17 protein-coding genes are annotated in these 23,000 nt (G+C 41.3%); 15 read left to right on the top strand and 2 right to left on the bottom strand.

Translation table 11 applies throughout. From position 1 onward, the window contains the following. Positions 1-160 precede the first annotated feature (160 nt). Complete coding sequence (locus P6N53_RS09320; RefSeq protein ID WP_304542573.1) at positions 161-700, top strand: NUDIX domain-containing protein; 540 nt, start codon at positions 161-163, stop codon at positions 698-700. 165 nt (positions 701-865) lie between these two features. Here P6N53_RS09320 and minC read toward each other — a convergent pair whose 3' ends face one another. Further along, positions 866-1,555 carry a septum site-determining protein MinC gene (gene minC / locus P6N53_RS09315; RefSeq protein WP_304542572.1) on the bottom strand — a complete coding sequence of 230 codons (690 nt, stop codon included), beginning with the start codon at positions 1,553-1,555 and terminating at the stop codon, positions 866-868. Between the two features lie 141 nt (positions 1,556-1,696). Beyond that, a complete protein-coding gene (locus tag P6N53_RS09310) occupies positions 1,697-3,112 on the bottom strand; it encodes an MptA/MptB family glycosyltransferase (RefSeq protein ID WP_304542571.1) in 1,416 nt (471 codons plus the stop codon). A gap of 119 nt (positions 3,113-3,231) precedes the next feature. Here P6N53_RS09310 and P6N53_RS09305 point away from each other — a divergent pair, with 119 nt between their 5' ends. The 14 genes from P6N53_RS09305 (at position 3,232) to miaA (ending at position 22,990) form a co-directional block, all read left to right on the top strand. Next, entirely contained in the window at positions 3,232-3,978 is a 747-nt protein-coding gene (locus tag P6N53_RS09305) for a glycosyltransferase family 2 protein (RefSeq protein ID WP_304542570.1), read from the top strand. After that, positions 3,935-4,723, top strand: a complete 789-nt coding sequence (gene rfbF / locus P6N53_RS09300; protein WP_304542569.1) for a glucose-1-phosphate cytidylyltransferase — start codon at positions 3,935-3,937, stop codon at positions 4,721-4,723. The genes P6N53_RS09305 and rfbF overlap by 44 nt, the downstream gene beginning before the upstream one ends. Then, positions 4,716-5,699 (top strand): GDP-mannose 4,6-dehydratase, encoded by a 984-nt coding sequence (locus tag P6N53_RS09295; protein ID WP_304542568.1) that lies wholly within the window; start codon positions 4,716-4,718, stop codon positions 5,697-5,699. Before rfbF ends, P6N53_RS09295 begins: the two co-directional genes overlap by 8 nt. Before the next feature lie 34 nt (positions 5,700-5,733). Continuing rightward, a complete protein-coding gene (locus P6N53_RS09290) occupies positions 5,734-6,657 on the top strand; it encodes an NAD-dependent epimerase/dehydratase family protein (RefSeq protein WP_304542567.1) in 924 nt (307 codons plus the stop codon). 246 nt (positions 6,658-6,903) lie between these two features. Further along, positions 6,904-8,541, top strand: a complete 1,638-nt coding sequence (locus tag P6N53_RS09285) for an AMP-binding protein (RefSeq protein ID WP_304542566.1) — start codon at positions 6,904-6,906, stop codon at positions 8,539-8,541. Between the two features lie 1,014 nt (positions 8,542-9,555). Then, positions 9,556-11,307, top strand: coding sequence for a two-component system sensor histidine kinase NtrB (locus P6N53_RS09280; RefSeq protein WP_304542565.1), 1,752 nt, complete (start codon positions 9,556-9,558; stop codon positions 11,305-11,307). Between the two features lie 94 nt (positions 11,308-11,401). Continuing rightward, positions 11,402-12,736 (top strand): tRNA (N6-isopentenyl adenosine(37)-C2)-methylthiotransferase MiaB, encoded by a 1,335-nt coding sequence (gene miaB, locus P6N53_RS09275; RefSeq protein WP_373323029.1) that lies wholly within the window; start codon positions 11,402-11,404, stop codon positions 12,734-12,736. A gap of 34 nt (positions 12,737-12,770) precedes the next feature. Continuing rightward, positions 12,771-13,148 carry a YlbF/YmcA family competence regulator gene (locus tag P6N53_RS09270; protein ID WP_304542563.1) on the top strand — a complete coding sequence of 126 codons (378 nt, stop codon included), beginning with the start codon at positions 12,771-12,773 and terminating at the stop codon, positions 13,146-13,148. A 474-nt stretch (positions 13,149-13,622) separates the two neighbouring features. Next, positions 13,623-16,232 carry a DNA mismatch repair protein MutS gene (mutS, locus tag P6N53_RS09265; RefSeq protein WP_304542635.1) on the top strand — a complete coding sequence of 870 codons (2,610 nt, stop codon included), beginning with the start codon at positions 13,623-13,625 and terminating at the stop codon, positions 16,230-16,232. Positions 16,233-16,365: 133 nt separating this feature from the next. After that, a complete protein-coding gene (locus P6N53_RS09260; RefSeq protein ID WP_304542562.1) occupies positions 16,366-18,048 on the top strand; it encodes a hydantoinase/oxoprolinase family protein in 1,683 nt (560 codons plus the stop codon). Next, a complete protein-coding gene (locus tag P6N53_RS09255) occupies positions 18,045-19,400 on the top strand; it encodes a histone deacetylase family protein (RefSeq protein ID WP_304542561.1) in 1,356 nt (451 codons plus the stop codon). Before P6N53_RS09260 ends, P6N53_RS09255 begins: the two co-directional genes overlap by 4 nt. Before the next feature lie 11 nt (positions 19,401-19,411). Next, positions 19,412-21,256, top strand: a complete 1,845-nt coding sequence (gene mutL / locus P6N53_RS09250; protein ID WP_304542560.1) for a DNA mismatch repair endonuclease MutL — start codon at positions 19,412-19,414, stop codon at positions 21,254-21,256. A gap of 8 nt (positions 21,257-21,264) precedes the next feature. Next, positions 21,265-22,059, top strand: coding sequence for a class I SAM-dependent methyltransferase (locus P6N53_RS09245; protein ID WP_308447269.1), 795 nt, complete (start codon positions 21,265-21,267; stop codon positions 22,057-22,059). Further along, the gene (miaA, locus tag P6N53_RS09240; protein WP_304542558.1) at positions 22,046-22,990 is read left to right on the top strand and encodes a tRNA (adenosine(37)-N6)-dimethylallyltransferase MiaA; all 945 of its coding nucleotides are present in this window, start codon (positions 22,046-22,048) and stop codon (positions 22,988-22,990) included. The genes P6N53_RS09245 and miaA overlap by 14 nt, the downstream gene beginning before the upstream one ends. Positions 22,991-23,000: the final 10 nt, after the last annotated feature.

Raw genomic sequence — 23,000 nt, 5'->3', positions numbered from 1 at the left:
ACTTACGGACAGGAATTTATTTCTACATAATATTATGAAAGTCCTGCCAAAAGTAGGCCATGTAATATTGTATTTAGAATACAAACAATATCTTTTTTGCAGGAATTAAATTTTGTAAAGGGAATAAATGATTTGGAAAGATCTAGAGAGGAGTTATAATATGGATAATCTTTCGGAAAAAACTCTTTCTTCAACAATGGTTTATGAGGGGAAAATATTAAACCTGAGGGTAGATAAGGTTTTGCTGCCCAATGGAAAAGAAAGTGGTAGGGAAGTAGTGGAATTTTCCGGGGCAGTGGCGGTGGTTGCCCTAACCGAAGAGAATAATGTGCTGCTAGTAAAGCAGTATCGTTATCCTGTATCTGAGGTATTGCTTGAGATACCTGCCGGGAAAATGGACCACAATGAGGACCCTGATACCTGCGCACGGCGGGAATTGCAAGAAGAGACTGGGTATACAGCTAAGTCTCTGGTAAAATTATGTGAGTTTTATACTACACCTGGTTTTACTACAGAGCTTATGCATGTGTTTTTGGCCCAAGGGCTTACTGCTGGTGTGGCTAGTCCCGATGAAGATGAGTTTGTAAAGGTGGAGGTAGTTCCCTTTTTGGAGGCCCTTAAGATGATTTTTGATGGCAAGATTAGGGATGGGAAGTCCATTGCTGGGCTACTAGCAGCGCAGACTGCTGTTAGTAAGTAGTTTATATGAAAGAAACCCTTTATATAAGTTCCTTTTGTCGAGAAACTACCTAAGCTTCGCGAAGCGCTGTATCCACTACTCCGAATATCGCTGCTCGGGATTATTAAAACCCAGTTGAATCTTTTTTAACAGTCAAAAAAGTTGCACCTTGGGTGCAACTTTTGATTATTTTGATGAACCTGCGGGGCGGCTGCTGTTGTAGGTTTCTACGATTATTTGACCCTCGGGGGATAAATAGGCTATTTCAGGGTACTTGGCGACTGAATGTTTGTCCGAGGGGGAGCAGGCTATGGATGAACTGATTCTTAGTTGGGCTGGAGATAGTCTGTGTGCCACTACACGGGCAGTTTTGTTTCCTCCTGCACCGGCATGTACTACACCTCGACAGGCACCCATTACCATAACATTGCCATAGGCTATTACCTCTGCACCGGCGTGTATATCCCCAAGGATGACCACATGGCCGGGATAATTAATCTGCTGTCCTGAACGTAGGCTCCTTTTCACAAGAAGAGTATCACCCTGGGTTGAGGTGGCTGCCTTTTCCTTTATTTTCTCTCCTGCCATTGCTTGGGAAGCTGCAGTAACTTTTGCAGCTTCAGCCTGATTATTAATTTTGGATTTGATATCAGGTTGATGTATTAGTCCATACTCCTGGCATATTTCTTCCAGAAGTTTTTTCTGCTCTACAACTTCAGGCTCTTGATAAAATGCAAATTCTGCACCTTTAAAAAAGCCTCTGGCGGCTTCCATTTTATTTTTAAGATTATTACGAATATCATCAAAATCTCGTGTAGGGTCAAAAAGAATCAAAAGTCCGTGGCGTGTTCCCTTGATATTTACAACATCATTCATTAAGGTCACCTTCCAATATTTTCATATTGGTGAAATTATTCGACCATCGCCGACCAATTCCTTCTTAAATTTAAGGAAAAATATTATAAAAAACATATTTCGCATAAAAATTCTTTTCACTGACGGTATACGAGTAAAAAACTAGTTATTTGCAGGAGGGAACCTCTTCGGGTGCCATAAGAAGTAGGTTATTGGCAGCCAGGCAATAAGAAAGGTAGCTAATTGTACTGAGACACTTACATTTTGCATCAGCATTTGAGGCAGCCTTGACATTTCTGCGGAGAAGGAGAGCAGCAGGGTACCCATAAAGTTTGGCTCACCGGGTCTAATTAAAGCCCCAAGGGGAATAATCCAAGAAATATACCAGGGTTGATACCATTTGTTTGCAATAAAAAGGTATAGAATAATAGCAACTATACATAGTGAGATTAAACCATGGTGGGAGTTTTTGGACCGAATTTGATATATAAGCAAATAACAGTAAGAGAGAATAAATATTAAAATCAATATGCTTGATAGGTTTGAGAATATAACATCCTTAGAAAGACTGGGCATGAAGTATTGAATCCCTTGACAAAGTAAAAAATGCAATGACTTGATAGAGTAAAAATTCATTTGACGGGATAGACCATTTAGGGTCGCAAGGCCTTCCCAATAGGGATACCAGGCTGCTAATAACAATCCTAAGGAGATTACCCCCCCTAGGATCAGAGGTTTAATTTTCCTTTGTAGAAGTAACCAGACAGCAAAGAGGGGTATTAGAAGTATTGAAGTATACTTTACTGTAGCAGCCAGGGTTAAGGCGGGGATGGAAAATAAGCCTTTTGATATGGTCAAAAAATAAAGGGCTAAAATAATAAAGGTCAGCAGGAGTGCATCATTATGGGCGTGACCAGGTAATTCGAAAAGTAGAAGGGGGTTCCAACCGTAAGCTAGCATAGCCCAGGAGGTATTTAAGTTTAGCCGTCGGGCAGTAAGACCAATCAATACAAGATTTAGCAAATGGACTAAGCCGGCAAAGGCTTTAAAAATAAATAAGGCGGCCCAGAGGCTGTTGCTTGCCAGTGCAATCAATATGCTGGATACCTTGGCCCATAGGGGGCCGTAAACATGGAGAAGAAATCCCCAGCGTGTATTACTAAGTAAGGGATCCGAGCGCCAATCAGGCATCTGATGTACTGATGTTAGATAGGGATTTATTTGATATTGGCTTTGCTGTTGGCCAGTGGCAATATAATAAAACACATCATGACAGGTATAGGGAAATAATAGGACTAGAATCACTGTAAAAACTGCAGTCCATACAAAAATTGTCATGGAGCTAATATTTAGCAGGTTAATTCTTAATGTCCAGAAATATAAAACAAAAACTATTAAAAAAACTACCCCCAGTAATATTGAATCTAACAAGGGGGTTTTTTGCATTTGACCTAGGATATATGAACGATAAAAAACTGTATAAGAAGTTCCTTTTAGATAACCGACAATGCTGGGAATTACAAGTAATATCCAAGCAAGGGTAATTAAACTGCCCTGTAAAACCAACCTGTAGCTCATTAGTTCACCTACTTAATTAACCCCTTTAGTATTTCCCGATCATTATCTAATATACCCTGAATAGATGGCCATATTCAGGGCCAAACTCCATATTACAGTAAGTAATAAGGAGAAAGAATATGACTAGAAATCGACCAACCCTTTCACTGGTGATTCCCCTTTATAATGAAGAGGCCACCGCAAAAAAAGTTGCTGTTGAATTAGTGGAAGAAATGAATAAACAAAAAATTAATTATGAGTTAATTCTTGTCAATAACGGCTCTAGGGATAGGACTGGATATATCCTAGCAAAACTGGCTGAAACATATCCACAAATAAAGACTATTACTGTGCCTGTTAACCAGGGTTACGGCTGGGGTGTTATAAATGGATTAAAATGGGCAAATGGGGAGTATTTAGGCTTTATGGGTGGAGACGGTCAAATAGATCCAAAGGATGTCACTGGAGTATTTAATAAAATTCTTGAGGGTGATTTACAGCTTTGTAAGGCTAAGAGATGCCGGAGGGAGGACGGGGCAGTCAGAAAAATTGTTTCCCACATATTTAATAAACTATTTGTATATACATTTAAGGTAAATGTTGGGGATATTAACGGAACCCCTAAAATAATGACGAGGAAATGTTATGAGAGGTTAAATTTAAGCAGTAAAGATTGGTTTCTTGATGCTGAGGTTATGCTCAAAGTCAATGCCCTTGCAGCACCCATTGGTGAGATACCGGTTGTCTTTCGCCAGCGACAGGGGGGTAGCTCAAACGTGAAGATTAAAACTGTTTGGGAATTTTTACGTAACATGGCTAGCTACCGAAAGAGGAGGGACTGGAATGAAAGTGGTGATATTATGTGGCGGGAAGGGGACCCGGCTTAAGGAAGAAACCGTTTACCGCCCAAAGCCACTTGTCAGTATTGGAGATAAGCCTATACTCTGGCATATCATGAAGCACTATTCAAGCTATGGATTTAACAATTTTGTACTTTGTCTTGGTTATTTGGGCGATATGATCAAGCAATATTTCGTAAATTATGAGCTGATGAACAGTGACTTAACAGTTGATTTTTCCAATGGAGGTTCCTCGATAAAGATTCACAAGAGACAAGAATTGGATTGGCAGATTACTTTGGCAGATACCGGTATTGAGTCAATGACTGGATGCCGACTTAAACGAATACAGAGATATGTTGAAAGTGATTTAAACTTTATGGTTACCTATGGTGATGGACTTTGCAATGTGAATCTAAATGAACTGTTGGCTTTTCATAATAGGCACGAATGCATTGCCACAGTAACAGGTGTTCGTCCCCTATCAAGATTTGGAGAGCTTGCCGTGGAGGGTGATAATGTCCTTGAATTTAGTGAAAAAACCCAGGTCGCCAGGGGTTGGATAAATGGAGGATATTTTATTTTTCGGAGGGAGTTTTTTAACTATTTGACTGACCAGGCTGATTGCATACTTGAGAGAGAGCCACTGGAACAGCTGGCCAAGGATGGACAGCTCAAAATATTTAGACATAGGGACTTTTGGCAATGTATGGATACATATCGGGATATGGAGCAATTAAATAGGCTTTGGCAGCAAGGGAATGCTCCCTGGGAGGTGAGAGGGCATGAGTGATTGGCAAGGTAAGAGTGTTTTAATTACCGGCTGCACCGGAATTATCGGAAGCTGGCTAACTAATAGGCTAGTAGAGAAAGGTGCCTCGGTAACTGGGATAATAAGGGATCATGTGGGGTACAGCAATTTATTTAAAGAGGGGTTGATTAATAGAATTAATGCTGCTTATGGTGATATTACAGATTACTATTTTGTTACCAGGGTTTTGGCTGAATACGAGGTTGATACGGTATTTCACCTGGCAGCCCAGACAATAGTAAATATAGCCAACCGATCCCCCCTTTCAACCTTTGAAGCAAACATTAGGGGTACCTGGACATTATTGGAGGCCTGTCGTTTGTCGGCCACTGTGGAAAGGGTTGTGGTTGCGTCCAGCGATAAGGCCTATGGCAGTCATGAGCGACTACCCTATCATGAAGATCACCCTTTAAGGGGGACACATCCCTATGATGTTTCCAAATCATGTGCTGATCTGATTGCCAGGACCTATCATAAAACCTACGGTCTGGCTGTGGCTGTGTCGAGATTGTCAAATGTGTATGGTGGTGGGGACTTGAATTTTAACAGGATTGTGCCTGGCAGCATTAGGACTGTTTTAGAGGGCAGAAATCCTATTATTAGAAGTGATGGCAGTCCATTACGTGAGTACCTCTATGTTCTGGATGCCGTTGAGGCCTATATTTTATTGGCTGAGAATCTACACCGTAAGGCCGTTGTTGGAGAAGCCTTTAATTTCGGACCCAATAGACCCAGTACGGTTTTAGAAATAGTAAATGAAATAGTAAGGGTTTCCGGCAAAGACTTAATACCTGATATTCGCGGTTCCGGGACCCTGGAGGGAGAAATAATCCATCAATATTGTGATTGTACAAAGGCAAAAAAAATATTAGGCTGGGGCACGAAATGGAGCTTAAACGATGGTCTAAATGAAACTATAAAATGGTATCAAAAATATTTATTTAAGGAATCCGAATAAATAATACAGGTTTATTGTGGGGTGAGCAAGTGGGGTGAAGCAAACCAGGGTTCTGGTTACCGGTGCCGGGGGGTTTATTGGATCTCATTTGGTAAATAGATTAGCCTTTGATGGTCTAAAGGTTGGTGCATTAATTAGGGGCAGGTGTAGAAAGGAAATTATTAAACCTGACCCTAATATAAACTATATAAGTTCAGATGTATTAAACTTCTCCAAACTTGGCAAGGAAGTAAAGTCCTTTAGACCCCATTTAGCCTTTCATCTCGCAGGGACCAGACCGTTGGGAGGTGCCTGGGGGACTATTCAACAGGCTTACCAAAATAACTTAACTGGAACACTTAACGTCCTGCAAGCCCTGCAGGAGAATGGCTGCAGGGCAGTCATTGTTGTGGGCAGTACCTCGGAATATGGTCCAGGACCGGCACCCTATAAAGAAAATCAAGCCTGTCAACCCAGTACTGCCTACGGCTCTTCCAAGCAAGCAGCTACACAATTGGCTTTGCTAGTAGCTAAAATGTTTGGAATGCCGATAACAGTAATAAGGCCAACCCTAGTATATGGACCGGGTCAAGGTGAGAAGTTATTTTTGAGTCAATTAATTAAGAGTTTGTTAGCTAATCAGCCCTTTGCAATGACCGGCGGTGAACAATACAGAGATTTTATCTATGTGGATGATGTAATTGAGGCCCTTTGGCTGGCTGCAGCCACAGAAAGGGGACAGGGCGGAGTATATAATATAGGTACCGGAGCATCCATTACCCTGAGGGAAGCAGCAAATATTGTGGCTGATCAATTAGGCAAAGCTGAACTATTAAAGGTAGGTGTCATACCCTATAGCAGGGATGAACAATTTGCTTATTGTGTAGATTCAACAAGGGCCAGGGAAATTTTGAATTGGAAGCCAACAACGGATTTTATCCCTGGAGTTAAAAAAACAATAGAATGGTTTATAAGCTAAGGAGGTTCCTTAGCTTATATTTTTAGAGATTATGCAGGAATGAGTAAAATATCACATTCTTGAACGTATTTTGAGAAATTGGCAGGAATATTAATCTGTCTGGATACTTGACAATATCTGATATAATAAGAAAGAAAATTAACAGTAAATTTATATTTTTCTATAATCTTTATAATTTGCTGTTGTTTATAGGCATATAACTTATTGAATTTAGGGAGAAAAAATTAAACAAACGGAGGTAATGGAATGGTTAGCAACATGACAGACTATGAAAAGGAACGCCTTGAGTTTAATTGGAATATTCCCCAGTACTTTAATTTTGCAACGGATGTGGTAGATAAATGGGCACAAAATCCGGACAAGCTTGCCATGCTTTGGGTTGATGAGCAGGATAATGAGGTAAGGCGAACCTTTAAGGATTTCCAAGATCGTTCCAATAAGTTAGCTAACCTTCTGGTTGAAAAGGGAATTAAAGAGGGTGACATAGTCATCCTGATTATGCCCAGATACATCGAATGGTGGGAAACCTTTTTAGCATGTTTAAGGATTGGCGCGGTTGTTAGCCCTGGAACCATCCAATTAACCACCAAAGATTTATTGTTTAGAGTAGATACTGCCAGTGCAGCAGCCATTATAACTGATTCTCGCACGGCGGCTAAGGTAGATGAAATAAAAGCTGAACTTCCATCTGTTAAAGTAAAAATAGTTGTAGGTGAGGATAGGGAGGACTGGATTAACTATAATCCAGCATTAGAAAGCTATACTACTGAATTTAATGGTCCTAAAACCCGAAGTGATGCACCGGCCATTCTATTCTTTACCTCTGGAACTACAGGAAATCCTAAGATGACTGTACATACTCATACCACTTATCCATATGCCCATTTAATTACAGGCAAGTATTGGCTGGATTTAAATTCTGAAGACTTACATTGGAACCTCTCCGATACAGGCTGGGGTAAGGCTGCCTGGAGTAGTTTGTTTGGACCCTGGCATATGGGAACGGCCTTGTTCGTTCATCATGAATCTAGATTTAATACCAAACGCTGTTTAGAATTATTGCAGAAATATCCCATAACAACCCTTTGTGGTGCGCCTACCAACTACCGAATGTTGGTATTAGAAGACTTGAGTGCATATGAATTTTCTGCCCTAAGAAGTTGTACTGGTGCTGGAGAACCATTAAATCCTGAGGTTATTGATACCTGGAAGGAAGCAACAGGCATAACCATCAGAGATGGTTATGGTCAGACAGAAACAGTTCTTGTGGTGGGTAATTTTCCATGCGTACCTATTCGACCTGGCTCCATGGGTAAACCTGCACCTGGGTTTGTTGTGGAAGTAATCGATGAACAGGGACAAATATTACCTCCAGGAAAAGAGGGAGATATAGCGATAAGGGTTAAACCTGAAAGACCTGTTGGCCTATTTATGGAGTATTGGCAAGAACCCGAGAGGACAGCAAGATGTTTCAGGGGGGATTGGTATATTACAGGGGATAGGGCTGTAAAGGATGAGGATGGTTATTTATGGTTTGTGGGTCGTGCTGATGATGTTATCCTTGCGGCGGGTTATCGAATCGGGCCCTTTGAGGTGGAAAGTGCCTTAATTGAGCATGAAGCTGTTGCCGAATCAGCAGTAGTTGCCAGCCCAGATGCATTAAGGGGAGAAATAGTTAAGGCCTTTGTGGTATTAGCAAATGGTTATCACCCGTCTTCATCATTAGTTAAGGAACTTCAAGATTATGTTAAAAGGGTAACAGCACCTTATAAATATCCAAGGGAGATTGAATTTGTAGAGTCCCTGCCTAAAACAGTGAGTGGAAAGATACGAAGGGTACAGTTACGTGAAATGGAATGGTCCAAAAAGGGCAAGGGTAAATAATAGATTTAGACAAGAGTTAAAATATTAATCCCGCTGAAGTTCGGCGGGATTAATATTTTGTCTTTAGAATATACCCACTAATACTAATACAAGCAAAATTATAATTAGTAAAACTAGTAACCCCAAACAAATGCAAATAGAGGTTGATGACATCTCCTAAATACCCCCTTTAAATGATTTACTTCAATATATGGGGCTCCTTAACCAATTGTGAAATTAAGGTTTCTTGACCACTTTCATTGGTTATAATTAGGAGAAATTTTACCTGCTACCGGTAAAAATAATAAAGAAATATTCTATTCTAATCTATTTTATTTTCATTTTAGACAAAATTAACCCTAAAAAAAATAATCCAATACTACCAACAATAAGCACATAGAGGATTGTTCCAAGAGAAAGCATCTTTATCACCTCAATAGTAATTATGTGCAAATATGGACAAATTGATAAAGGTCGAACATGGTCGTCTGGCAGATAGTTTTAAATTTATTAAATATGTTATGATGAAATAAATCTATAACTTTAATACTGAAAGTTGTAACAAAATGCTCTAGAGGAACGTCTTAATATTGAGGAATAATTAATTTAAATTTTAGGAATTTGTAACAACTTACTATTATAATTAGGTAATACGATAATTTATTGAAAGGATTGTCCTCCATGAGAAAATTAATCATCGCACTTTTATCAATGGCAATAGTTCTCCTTGCCCTTTGGGTTGTACCTAATGTATCCTTGGATACGTCCGTAGTTATGGACACAATATTACGCAGTGGAAAACATTTATAATTACACCCATAAATATTCTAAAATAAATACTTCAAGTTTAGCGGGGATAAAAAATTCCCGTTGGAGTAAAATAATACCGACATAATCACGCGGATCATTTTAAATGTCCCTGCCTATTTAGGCAGGTTTTTTTTGTATTAAATCCGTGAATCACAGTGATTAATATTTGCTCTAAAAAGGAACTAGAGTATATTTATAGAATGGAATGGTTGTGGGGGTGTTATTTTGTGTGCAATTAAGAAACTAATTCCGATTAGACTAACTAATAAAATAATGCTAGTGATTATTCTCATAACAGTTATTCCGATGCTGATTATGGCAGCCATAATCCAACATAGTATTATAGAAATGGGTAAAATGGAGCAACAAAAACTGTTATTTGCCATTGTTGATAGGTTAGATGAAAGTTTAAACTTGAGTTATGATGAAATATTAATGGAGCAGGGAGCAATTAACAAAAGCATTAACGATAAAATTATAGTAATAAACAGTGTTTTACAGCCACTGGTTAATTCAATATCCCATTCCTTTTTAGATATTGGGATGGGATATTATTCTATCGAGTTAGATCACATTGTAGCTATAGCTCCTAACTATGATCAGACAGAGCTTGTTCAATTGGAACACAATATGTATCCCTACACTAATATTTATGCCAATGAAAAGCCGGAATTTGGAGAGTTAAGTAACCCGGGGGGCTGGAATGGAAAAACAATAGTTTACTATGCTAAGCCCCTAGTAAGAAATGGCAAAATTATTGGACATATCTGGGCTAATGGGAAAACAGATGCTATTTATGCTTCTGCAATAAAAAACATTTCAATAATAATTAGTTTTTGGTTAATTACAGTGGGACTTCTCTTGACTGCTGCTAAAGGATCCATCAATATCATAAAAAATAATCTGTGTAAACTGTCTATAACTTCAAGCAAAAAGGCAGAAGAACAAATATATTTTCAGGCCTCAATTTTAGATCAGGTTAGAAATTCAATTATTGCATGTGATTTGTCATATAATATTATCTATTGGAATAAAACGGCTGAGCAAATATTTCTTTGGAGCAAAGAGGAAGCTGTTGGCAATAATATAAAAATTATAACGCCGGAAGATAAGAGAAGTCATTTCAAGGCTGTGATGGAAAAAATACAAGCGTACGGATTTTGGGAGGGTGAAATTACTCTAATTAAGAAGGATGGTACAATAGTACCCTTTCATTTAGCTCTTGGGATATTTAAGGATTTATCAGGTAAACTAAAGGGGTTTGTTGGGGTTGGCAGTGATCTAACCGAGCGTAAGCAGTTGGAGATAGAATTAAGGCGCCTTGAGAGATTTAATCTAATAGGTCAGATGGCTGCAGGTATCGGACATGAGGTTAGAAATCCACTGACTACAACAAGGGGGTTTTTACAGCTACTTAAAGATAAGCCCAAATACTTCAAGGAAAAGGAAATATTTGATCTAATGATCACCGAACTGGATAGGGCAAATTCAATAATCACCCAATATTTATCTTTATCAAAAAATCAATCTTCAGAAATTAAATTACATAATCTAAACAAAATCATTGATAACTTATACCCATTGCTTCAGGCAGATGCCTTGAACGTTAATCATAGTATCCATTTAGATAAATTGTCTGTGCCGGATATTAAAATTAACAGGGATGAAATTCATCAGCTTATTTTTAATCTGGTGAGAAATGGTTTGGAGGCTATGACCAGTGTGACCAGTGGTGGAAAAATTACCATCAAAACCTTTGCTGATGACCAAGATACAGTTCTAGCTATTAAAGATGAAGGTCCTGGATTTGCCCCGGAAGTCCTTAATAAAATTGCCACACCTTTTTTGACTACTAAAGAACAAGGGACAGGCTTGGGTTTAGTAACTTGTTATAGTATTGCAGAAAGAAACAATGCTGTTATAGAAGTAGATACTGGCCCTAAGGGTACAACCTTTTATGTCAGATTTAAAAAATAAAGTAATAATTTGCATTATCCAAATAAATATGGGAAAATGTTAATGCTTATAGATTATTTTTCCAACCACTTGGAGGTTAAGATAAATGCCGGATATGAAAAAATACGTTTATATCCAGACCTTTGGTTGCCAGATGAATGAGAGGGATACCGAGACCCTGGCCGGTATGCTGGAGGATTTAGGGTACTTTCAGATAGATGCTCAGGATAATGCAGATATGATTATCCTAAACACCTGTTGTGTTCGTGAGACTGCCGAGAGCAAAGTGTTTGGCCTATTGGGACGGCTTAGAAAGCTAAAGGTGGCCAATCCAAATTTGATAATCGGGGTATGTGGCTGTATGCCCCAACAACAGGATGTTGCTAAAAAAATTCGTCATAGCTTTCCCTTTGTTGATTTGATTTTTGGTACTCATAACGTTCATGAATTGCCAAGAATGCTTCAGCAGATACAGGAAACAAAGGAAGCTGTCCTTGAAGTGTGGTCCACTGAAAGGGGTATCGCTGAAAATATTCCTGTCCGTAGAAAGGACAAGCTCAAAGCCTGGGTAACCATCATGTATGGCTGCAATAATTTTTGTACCTACTGCATTGTACCCTATGTAAGGGGGCGAGAGCGCAGCCGAAAGCCTGAGGATATTATTCATGAGCTGGAGGATTTAGCCAGGCAGGGATACAAGGAGGTTACTCTCCTCGGGCAAAATGTAAATTCCTACGGTAAAGATTTAAATATCAATTACTATTTTGCTGATCTATTGATAAATATTGAAAAGGTTGAGGGGTTAGAAAGAATAAGGTTTATGACCTCTCATCCCCGGGATTTTGACCAGAGGCTAATAGATGTCATTGCAGCCTCAAATAAGGTTTGCCAGCATTTCCACTTACCTGCCCAGGCCGGTAGTAATAGGGTATTAAAGCTAATGAACCGTGGTTACTCCAGGGAGCAATATCTCAAGCTTATTCAGGATATTCGTAAAGCAATTCCCGACAGCTCAATTACGGCAGATATTATGGTTGGCTTTCCTGGGGAAACTGAAGAGGATTTTGAAGATACCCTGGATTTAGTGCGGCAGGTCCGCTATGATAGTGCATTTACGTTTATATATAACATCCGCAGTGGCACCCCGGCTGCTAAAATGGAGCAGGTGCCGGAGGAGGTAAAAACTGCAAGAATACAAAGATTAATAGAACTACAAAATAACATTTCCCTTGAGAATAACATTCAAGATGAGGGTAAAATACTTGAAGTGCTGGTGGAAGGGGAAACAAAAACAAACCGGGAAAAATTAGCGGGTAGGACTAGGACAAACAAATTGGTTGTGTTTGAAGGGCCTATGGAATTGTCAGGGCGATTGGTCTCAGTGAAGATAAATAAAGGTCGTCCAAACTTGTTAGAGGGAGAACTGGTACTGGTTAGTGCCAATAAATAAAATTCTCTGTACTATTTACTAGGAGGTGATATTAATGAGTGATGCTGTATTGGAAAAAGCATTGGAACTGGGCAAATTGATTGCTAACTCCGAAAAGTATCAAACAATGAGACAGAAGGAATCGGCCATGATGTCTGATGTTGATGCGTGCATGTTAATTGAACAATTTCAACAATTGCAGCGGAGTCATCAAATGGTTAGAATGCAGGGCCATGAGCTTACCGAATCTCAGGTCAATGATGTTTATGAAATGGAAGAAAAAATGATGAATAACCCTTTGATTAAGGAATTTGCTGAAATTCAAGATCAATTTCAGAAGTACCTTGGTCAGGTAAATGAACAAATCAGTGAGGGGATTGAAGGTAAGCCCAAGGAGTCCCACAGTTGTTCAAGCTGCGGACCCCATTCCTGAGGCTAAATCCTTTATCCGGAGTTTCCGGATATTCACAACATAGCTAATGTTAGAAAACTCCCAGGTTTATTCCCGGGAGTTTTCAGCCTGTTGAAAAAGCTATAATTGGGTTTTAATAATCCCGAGCAGCGACGTTCGAAGCAGTGGAAACAGCGCTTCGCGAAGCTGAGGATGCGAAAATGGGTGAACGGACATGGACGTCCGCGAAAGCCTGAGGTAAACACGATGTTTACTCGAAGGCGGCCCATTTTCGCCCGAAGCAAGGGATTAGCGCTGTTCACTGCAGAGATAGGAGTCGTGAGGGATTATTAAAACCCGAATATAGATAGTTTCTCGACAATCTGAAAACTCCCAGGTTTATTCCTGGGAGTTTCTATTTTTATAGCTGAAGTCTAATCTATAAAGCTTGACAGAAGCCAAGTTTCTTTGATGATGAAGTCTATTACTGTGCTATAATTGGTACAGGAGGTAGATATTGTGGCATTAACTCCCATGATGATGCAGTATTTAGATATAAAAAAACAGTATCCTGATACAATATTGTTTTTCAGACTTGGTGATTTCTATGAAATGTTTTTTGAGGACGCCAAGCTGGCCTCTAAAGAGCTGGAAATAACCCTGACAGGCAGGGAGGCAGGTGAACCTGAGCGTGTTCCAATGTGCGGAGTACCCTTTCATGCAGCTGATAGTTACATAGCCAGATTGATTGAAAAGGGATTTAAAGTGGCCATTTGTGAACAGGTGGAGGACGCTAAAGCGTCCAAGGGATTGGTTAAGCGAGAGGTTATTAGAGTAATTACGCCGGGGGCTTTAATAGATGCAAGCATGCTGGGGGATAAGGAAAATAACTATCTGGTAGCTGTCTGCCCCGGTAAAACTGGCTATGGTTTGGCTCTTACTGACTTATCCACCGGAGTATTTAAAATTACATTATTAGAAGATCCCCATTCTACAGAAAGCCTAATAGATGAAATAGAACGTCTTTCTCCAAGGGAGATAATCCTTCCCACAGGGTTAAAGATAAGTGATCATTTAGTAGACACAATCAGTAGCCTTAAATCAACAGTTACCACTATGGAGGACCGCTTCTATGATTCTCTAGAGGCAGAAAGGGTCCTTTGTACACATTTTGGTGAGTCTAAAGTTCAAGCTTCAGGCTGCCTTAAGGTTGAGCATTTGGCTGGTGCTGCAGGGGCACTAATTCAGTATCTTTCAGCAACTCAAAGACGAAAGCTAGAGCATATTAGCGAGATAATAACCTATAAAACCGTCTCCTTCCTAGTGTTAGACAGTATCGCCCGTAGAAACTTGGAGATAACCAAATCACTTAGGGATGGGAGTAAGCAGGGCTCTCTGCTCTGGGTTCTTGATGCAACTAAGACTGCCATGGGTGGCAGGATGCTAAAGACCTGGCTGGACCAGCCTTTAGTTGAGCTAGACGAAATAAATAGACGCCTTGACGCAGTAGAAGAGCTTAATAATTCTGTTATGTTAAGGGAAGAAATGTCTAATGCCCTAAATAAAATATACGACTTAGAGAGATTAGCCGCCAGGGCGGTTTACGGAAGTGCCAACGGACGAGATTTGTCTGCACTACTTTGCTCCATGGAAAAGCTACCCCAGCTTCATCAAATTTTAGAGGATTGTTCTAGCCCGCTACTGAAAGATATATGCTCACAATTCGATCAGCTTGAAGATTTGCGGGAGTTGCTAAAAGCTTCAATAAGTGAGTCCCCTCCCTTATCTCTCAGGGATGGGGGCTTGATTAAAGATGGTTTTGATCCCGAGGTGGACAGGCTAAGGTCAGCTTCTCGAGATGGAAAAGCGTGGCTGGCTGGGCTTGAGGCCAGGGAAAAAGAAAAAACCGGGATAAAATCACTAAAGGTAGGCTTTAATAAGGTATTTGGCTATTACCTGGAGGTTACCAGATCAAATTTAGCTGCTGTGCCAGAATATTATCAAAGAAGACAAACCTTAGCTAACGCTGAGAGATATATAACACCGGAGTTAAAGGAATATGAAAGTACAATATTAGGGGCAGAGGATCGTCTGGTTGAACTTGAGTACTGCCTTTTTGTGGAGATTCGCAGTCAAGTGGCCTCCCAGGTGGTAAGGATTCAGAAAACAGCCAGATTAATAGCCACCCTTGATGTGATGCTCTCCTTGGCTCAGGTTGCACAACGTCAAGGCTATAACCGTCCAATGGTTACCAATAGCAGCGAAATTGTTATAATTGATGGCCGACATCCAGTGGTGGAGCTAAACCTCGGTCCAGGAGCCTTTGTACCAAATGATTGTCATTTGGATGATAAGCATAATCATCTTTGCTTAATCACCGGTCCCAATATGGGTGGTAAGAGTACTTATCAGCGACAGGTTGCTTTGATAGTTCTTATGGCACAAATTGGTAGCTTCGTTCCCGCTGCCACCGCAGAAATAGGAGTGGTAGACAGGATATTTGCCCGGGTGGGCGCTTCAGATGATTTATCATCGGGTCAAAGTACTTTCATGGTGGAAATGTTTGAAACAAAACAAATCATTGATAAGGCAACCTCCAGGAGCTTGGTTATTATTGACGAGTTAGGAAGGGGTACCTCAAACCTTGAGGGTATGGCCATTGCCCAAGCAGTAATAGAATATCTTCATAATTCTGTGGGTTGTAAGACACTATTCTCAACTCACTATCATGAATTGGCGGAGTTGGAGGATATTTTACCTGGCTTAAAAAATTATGCAACTGCTGTTAAGGAGCAGGGTGATAATATAACCTTTCTTAGGAAGGTAATCAGGTCTCAGGCTAGCAAAAGCTATGGAATTCACTGTGCCAGACTGGCTGGTTTGCCCAACGATATCATTATGAGGGCTAATCAACTGGTGGAACAATTGGAATTTCATCAGCGTGCTGCCCAGGAGGTTGTTGCCGGCTCAAAGCAAGGGGCACAAACGCAACATCAACTCACCCTATTTGCTGAAAATCCATTGGAACGACTTAAATCAGATATCACAGCATTAAATCTTGGGAACATGACTCCCATTGAGTGCTTAAATTATTTATATAAACTACAGAAGGAATTGAATGAATGAAAGAATAATTGAGTATTTTCATAATGCATTGTCAAATGATATTATGATAAACTTAAATAACTATAGTCCTTTTCGGATAGATATATGTCATCCCCACGAGGATGAAGGTTAATAATGATAAGGGAGGCCAGTTATGTTTATCGGCATAGATGTTGGGGGCACTTGTACAGATGCAGTTCTATTAGATGGCAGTGCAGTTAGGGCTACAGCCAAGGTAGAAACCCAGGATGATTTAATGCTGTCTTTAGGAGATGCCCTTGACAATATTTTAAAGGGCATTCCGGGAGAAAGTGTAGAGCGGGTTGTCTTTAGCACTACAATCGTAACCAATCTTATAGCCGAGAAGAAATATGATCCGGTGGGCGTACTCTTGCTGCCGGGACCTGGCCGTGCCTTTAATGATATTCGTGAGCAGGATGAGGTGTTTTTTCTTAACGGTGCTATAGACTATCGTGGTAGAGAGATTATTCCCCTAAATGATAATGAGATTGAAAATGCCCTTAGCTGGCTGGAAAGCAGAGGGTATACAAAAGTGGCAGTGGTTGGGAAATTTTCTACCCGGAATAATTCCCATGAATTGAGGGTGAAAAATTACCTTCAATTACGTCATCCTGATTGGCATATTGAGGTGGGCTATATGGCTGGTGGAAAGCTGAACTTTCCCCGACGGATAGCAAATACCGTACTAACCTGTGCCACCAGGGAAAAATATCACTATTTTGCCAACGCTGTAAGGGATTCTATGCTCAGAAGAAATATAACCGGCAGTGTTTTTATTCTTAAGGCTGATGGTGGCACCTTGCCCCTAACAGCTTCCGAGCAAGTACCTGTGGAAACCATATTTTCAGGTCCCGCAGCCAGCACCCTAGGAGTACAGGCCTTGACACCTCCTGGTGAAACTTCCCTGGTGGTAGACATTGGGGGGACCACCACTGATTTGGCATTAATATTGTCGGGTCAGCCCCTACTTGCTTCTCAAGGAGCAAAGATAGGAGACCGATTTACCCAGGTTAGAGCCCTTTCTGTCAAATCTGTTCCTGTTGGTGGGGATAGTGTAGTTGAAAGGGTTGGCCGAGAATTTATTGTTTATTCAGAACGTATGGGTCCGGCCTATTGCCTGGGTGGAAGTTTGCCAACACCCACCGATGCCTTGCGCTTTATGGGTATGACACAGCTTGGTGACGTGGATAGGGCCCTGGAGGCCATGATTAATTTAGGTGCGCCGGTGGGCATGAAGCCTATGGAAGTTGCCCACACCATTATAGAATTGGTTATTTCTACAATAACTGCAGAAATTGAACAGATGTTTATGGAATGGGAGCAGGAACCTTCCTATCGGGTATGGGAGGTATTGCAAAAGAGAAAGCTACGTCCCCAAAACGTAGTGGGTGTAGGTGGCGGTGCGGCTGGGTTGGTGCCTCAAATTGCTGCCCGTATGGGATGTTATCCAATCCTCCCACCCTATGCTCCGGTAGCCAATGCCATAGGCGCTGCTGTAGCCCGTCCAACATTGCAGGTTTCCCTGCGGGCAGACACCCAGAGGCAAACATATGTAATTGAAGAAGAGGGGTACCAGGGAAAAATCTCCGGGTCCCTTGATGAAATTGGCGCAGTGGAGCTGGCAAAGTCCTGGTTAGTTAAAAGGGCAGAAAAAATGAACCTGCAGGATTATGTCAGAGATATAGAGATTACTAACAAGGATGTATTTAATATTGTAAGGGAATGGCAAACCACAGGTAAGCTCTACGATATATCTGTTCAAACACCAAGGGGTATATTGGGTCATATTGGCTCCGGTGGGAGGTTGTTAAAATGAGAAAAAAAACAGGTTTGATCTTCTTTCCGGCCTTTGACTGGGCCATTTCTGCAACTCACCCAGAGAGGGAAGAACGCTTGCTATATACCAGGGATCAGGTGTTTGAAGAGGGAATTTTAGATTTACCCGAGATTGAGGAATTTACCCCGCGTTTAGCCACAGAGCATGATATAGCCAGGGCTCATTTTTGTGTTCCAGGGGTTAAGGATCAAGTTTTAGAGGCCCATAGAATAGCTGCAGGTGCTACTTTAAATTTAGGGGATCGGATAATAGCTGGAGATCTGAGAAATGGCTTTGCCATGGTTCGGCCTCCCGGCCACCACGCCATGAGGGTTGTTCACGGCAACCGGGGTTTCTGCAGCATTAATAACGAGGCTGTTCTGGTTGAGTATTTGCGCAGGGTCCATGGTGTTAAAAAAATTGCCATAGTTGATACTGACGTGCATCATGGTGATGGCACCCAGGATATTTTTTACCACGACCCTGATGTGTTATTCATTTCCTTCCACCAGGATGGCCGCACCATTTACCCAGGTACAGGTTTTACCTATGAGCTTGGTGGACCTGGTGCCTACTGTTCAACAATAAATATTCCTTTACCGCCGGGGGTAACAGATTCAGGACTACATTATGTTATGGACAACCTAATATCACCCATACTAAAGGACTTTGAGGCTGATTTTGTGGTGAATTCCGCTGGACAGGATAATCATTTTACCGATCCCCTGGGAGAAATGCTAATCACGGCCCAGGGCTATGCTCAGCTTACAGAAAAGCTTAAACCTGATTTAGCGGTTTTGGAGGGTGGCTATGCCATTGAAACGGCCCTGCCCTATGTTAATTTAGCAATTCTCCTGGCCCTTGCCGGGAAGGATTATTCATCGGTGGTAGAGCCTGATTATCGTTCGGGAGGGTTTAAAGAAGATCCAAAAGTGACATCCCAGGTACATGAGGTTGTAGAAAATCTCCAAGAAATTTGGGCCAACAGAAATTCTAAGGATAAGTTTGAACTGGCCTCCGGCAATAAATACTACCAAAGAACAAAACCAATATTTTATGACACCCAATTCATTGAGGAAAAGCAAATTGAAAAGGTTAGGGTATGTAACCAATGTCCAGGTTATATAGCCATTGATTCCCAGGCCTATCACCAGGACGGTAAAAGATACCGAATCCTGGCTGTTACTATACCCTTCCAGGCTTGCCGCTTTTGTCAAGAGGACGGCTGGGATACCTATGAGCGTTTTAAGAAGGACTATCGGTTTAATTATGTATATCTTCAAGATAAATCCACTGATACCTATATGACTCACCAGCGTGAAGAACGCCGGGAACTACGTTCAGACGGTTAGGGGTTGACAATTTGGGTATTATTAAAGTTCTTGACGAGTTTACAGCCAACCAGATCGCTGCAGGGGAAGTTGTAGAAAGACCGGTTTCAGTGGTGAAGGAATTAGTTGAAAACAGCCTGGACGCGGGAGCAACAAAGATTGTTATTGAGCTGCTCCAGGGGGGGCTATCCTGTATTAAAGTGGTAGATAACGGCTGTGGCATGACCCCGGAGGATGCACACCTTTGTTTTCAGAGACATGCAACCAGTAAAATTAATCAATCAGCAGATTTAAATAGTATATACACCCTGGGATTCAGGGGAGAGGCCCTTCCCAGTATTGCCTCGGTTACCAGGGTTGCCTTGACCACAAGACATCATGAACAGCTGGAAGGTATACAAATATCTGTAGAGGCAGGGAAATTAAAGGAAGCTTCAACAATTGGCTGTCCGGTTGGAACAACCATAGAGGTCCAGGATTTATTTTTTAATACCCCAGCCAGAAGAAAATACCTTAAAACACAGGCTGCAGAAACCGGGCAAGTAAGCGATTTATTATCGAGAATGGCCCTTGCCCGTCCTGATGTAAAGTTTGAATTGCGGCTAAGTGGAAAGACTGTATTCCATAGCCCTGGGAACGACTCTATTAAAGATGCCGCTGCCTGCGTCTTTGGCTATGAAAATGTCAAGAGCATGCTTGAGGTTGATTACAAGGGCGAATATCTTACCGTTAGAGGTTTAATAAGCAAACCTCTATTGACCAGGGCGTCACGTCAATACCAGAGTTTTTTTATTAATAAAAGATATGTTAAGAGTGGACTAGTAGCTTCTGTATTGCAGCAAGTCTATCAAACCCAAATCCCCTCAGGAAGATTCCCCATTGCTGTATTACATATTGACCTTGACCCAACTCAAGTAGACGTTAACGTCCATCCAACAAAAATGGAGGTTCGTCTGGCACGGGAGAAGGAGTTGGCAGAGGAATTACAGAGGGCTTTAAGTGAACCACTAAGTTTACCTACTGCTATTCCTGGCTTATGGGAAGTGTTGCCCTCCAGAACAAATCCTTTTAAAGCAGATCAGGAGGCAAAAAGCCTTCAAAGCAGTAACGGGGAAAGAATGGGTCCTGTAAAGAATGAGGGGGAAGCAATGAATTTTGTTAAACAAATGAGCCTACCCTCCTTAAAGCCACCTATAGATAATATGACACCTAGGACCTATGAACAAAAGCCCCTGTTTGAGACTAGAAAGAGTTCAAACAGCTCCGGTATGTATGAAAGTGTGGGCAGCTATGAAGCGGCTGAAGTATTCCCTAGCCTTTTACCAGTGGGACAGTTTTTGCCTACCTATGTGCTGGCCCAGGGTACGGGAGGCTTATATATCATAGATCAACATGCCGCCCACGAAAGGGTGCTCTATGAGAAATACCAAAGGCAATTAGCCACGGTGGAATCACAAATCTTACTGGAACCTATAACCCTGAATCTGCCGAATCACGAAGTACAACTGGTGATTGAAAATATTCTTTCCTTCAGTGAGTTAGGTTTTATACTTGAACACTTTGGTGGGGATACTTTTTTGCTAAGGGGAATTCCATCTGCTGCAGCCATCAATCCAGGAGAAATATTTCTAGATTTACTAAGCAGACTTCAGGAATACTCGGTACAAAGACTGGAGCCGACTATGATATTAAATAGACTGGCCGCAGCCCTGGCCTGCCGGGATGCAATTAAGGCTGGGCAGCATATGGGGAATGAAGAAATAAGAGCATTACTAATGGGGCTGGCCGAATGCCAACAGCCATATACATGCCCCCATGGACGACCTACCCTGGTAAATATTTCCCATGAGGAGATGAACAAACGTTTTAAACGATGAATAATCTTGTGATCACCACGGGCTTAAGGAATTCTGAAAAGGTGGAGGACTTGGCCCTGGAACTTAGTAACAAGTTAAAGCTGCCATATCTCCCAAGAGAAAAGCAATCCCTAGAGTCAATTAGACAAAGGGCCAGTGCTGAAAGTATCATACTAGTGAATAATAACAGGCTGTCATTAGTAACCAATGGGATGGAATTGTTTTTTCATCCAGGATTAGCCAAATTACGTATAAAGGAGCTACAGGCTGGGAAAACTGACCAAATGATTAGTGCAATGGCATTGTCCGAAGGAAAAACAGTACTTGATTGTACCTTGGGTATTGCCTCTGATGCCATTGTGGCCAGCTATATTGCAGGTTCCCTAGGAACAGTGGTGGGAATTGAGGCCTCCATTGCGGTAGCTGAAATCGTTAGTCGAGGACTAAAAAATTATCATGGCGAGAGACCAGAATTGCTAGATGCCATGCGCCGAATAAATGTGGTGCAGGGTGACCACTTAGAATATTTAAGGCAACTACCGGATAATTGCTTTGATATAGTTTACTTTGACCCTATGTTTAGGAAGCCCAGGGAACAATCAAGTTCCATGGCTCCCCTTAGGCCCTTTGCCAATAGTAATCCCCTATCACCGGATGCTGTCAACGAAGCCAGAAGGGTGGCTAAGCATAGGGTAGTAATGAAAGAAAATAGGTTCAGTCAGGAATTTAAGCGATTAAATTTTCATACCATTCAGGGAGGAAGATATTCACCGGTGGCCTACGGCATAATTCATAAGGTGGTGGCGGACAATGAAATACCTTAAACCCCTGATTGTTATAGTGGGACCAACTGCTGCCGGAAAGACCGATGTCGCCATTGAACTTGCCAGGATGGTAAGGGGTGAGGTAGTATCTGCCGATTCTATGCTGGTTTACCGGGGGATGGATATAGGAACAGCTAAACCCACCAAAGAAGAGATGGGAGGCATTCCACATCATTTAATGGATGTTGTGGAACCGGATCAAGAATTCAGTGTTGCTAGGTATCAAAGATTAGCGGAGCAGTCCATCTCTGGTATTTCAGATAGGGGAAGACTTCCCCTGCTGGTAGGGGGCACCGGACTATATGTACGGGCGGTAATAGACCACTATGATTTTTCTGAAGCACCAAAGGATGATGGTATCAGAGAAAAATTAAAAATAGAATCGGAAAATATTGGACCAGTTGGCATGCATGCCAAACTGGCAGAGGTAGATCCAATAACAGCGGGACGTCTTCATCCCAATGATTTGCGAAGAGTTATTCGGGCCTTGGAGGTATATCACCAGACAGGTAAACCAATTTCCCAGTCAGAAAATAATAAGCAGTCAGAGCCCAAATACGAATTGCATATGTTTGGATTAACTATGGATAGGAAATTACTATACCAAAGAATTGAGCAGCGGGTTGACCTAATGGTAAAGCTGGGACTGGTTGAGGAAGTTAAGGGTCTCATGGGTAAATATGGGAATATGGGAACTGCTATGCAGGGCTTAGGCTATAAAGAAATAGCCCTATATCTGGAAGGTAAAACTTCCCTGGAAGAAGCTTTAGAATTACTTAAAAGAAATACAAGAAGATTTGCTAAAAGGCAGCTAACCTGGTTCCGGGCGGATAAAAGAATAAAATGGATTGAATTAGAAAAGTTCAATAATAAAAAAGAAGTAGCCAATGAAATAGGTCAACAAATAGCAGGAGAATTATCAATAGTGTAGAAATCTTTAA

It is taken from the genome of Desulforamulus aquiferis (assembly GCF_030577015.1).
GTDB lineage: Bacteria > Bacillota > Desulfotomaculia > Desulfotomaculales > Desulfotomaculaceae > Desulfotomaculum > Desulfotomaculum aquiferis.
Note: the sequence above shows the minus strand (reverse complement) of the source record. Positions and strands in the feature narration are given on the sequence as shown.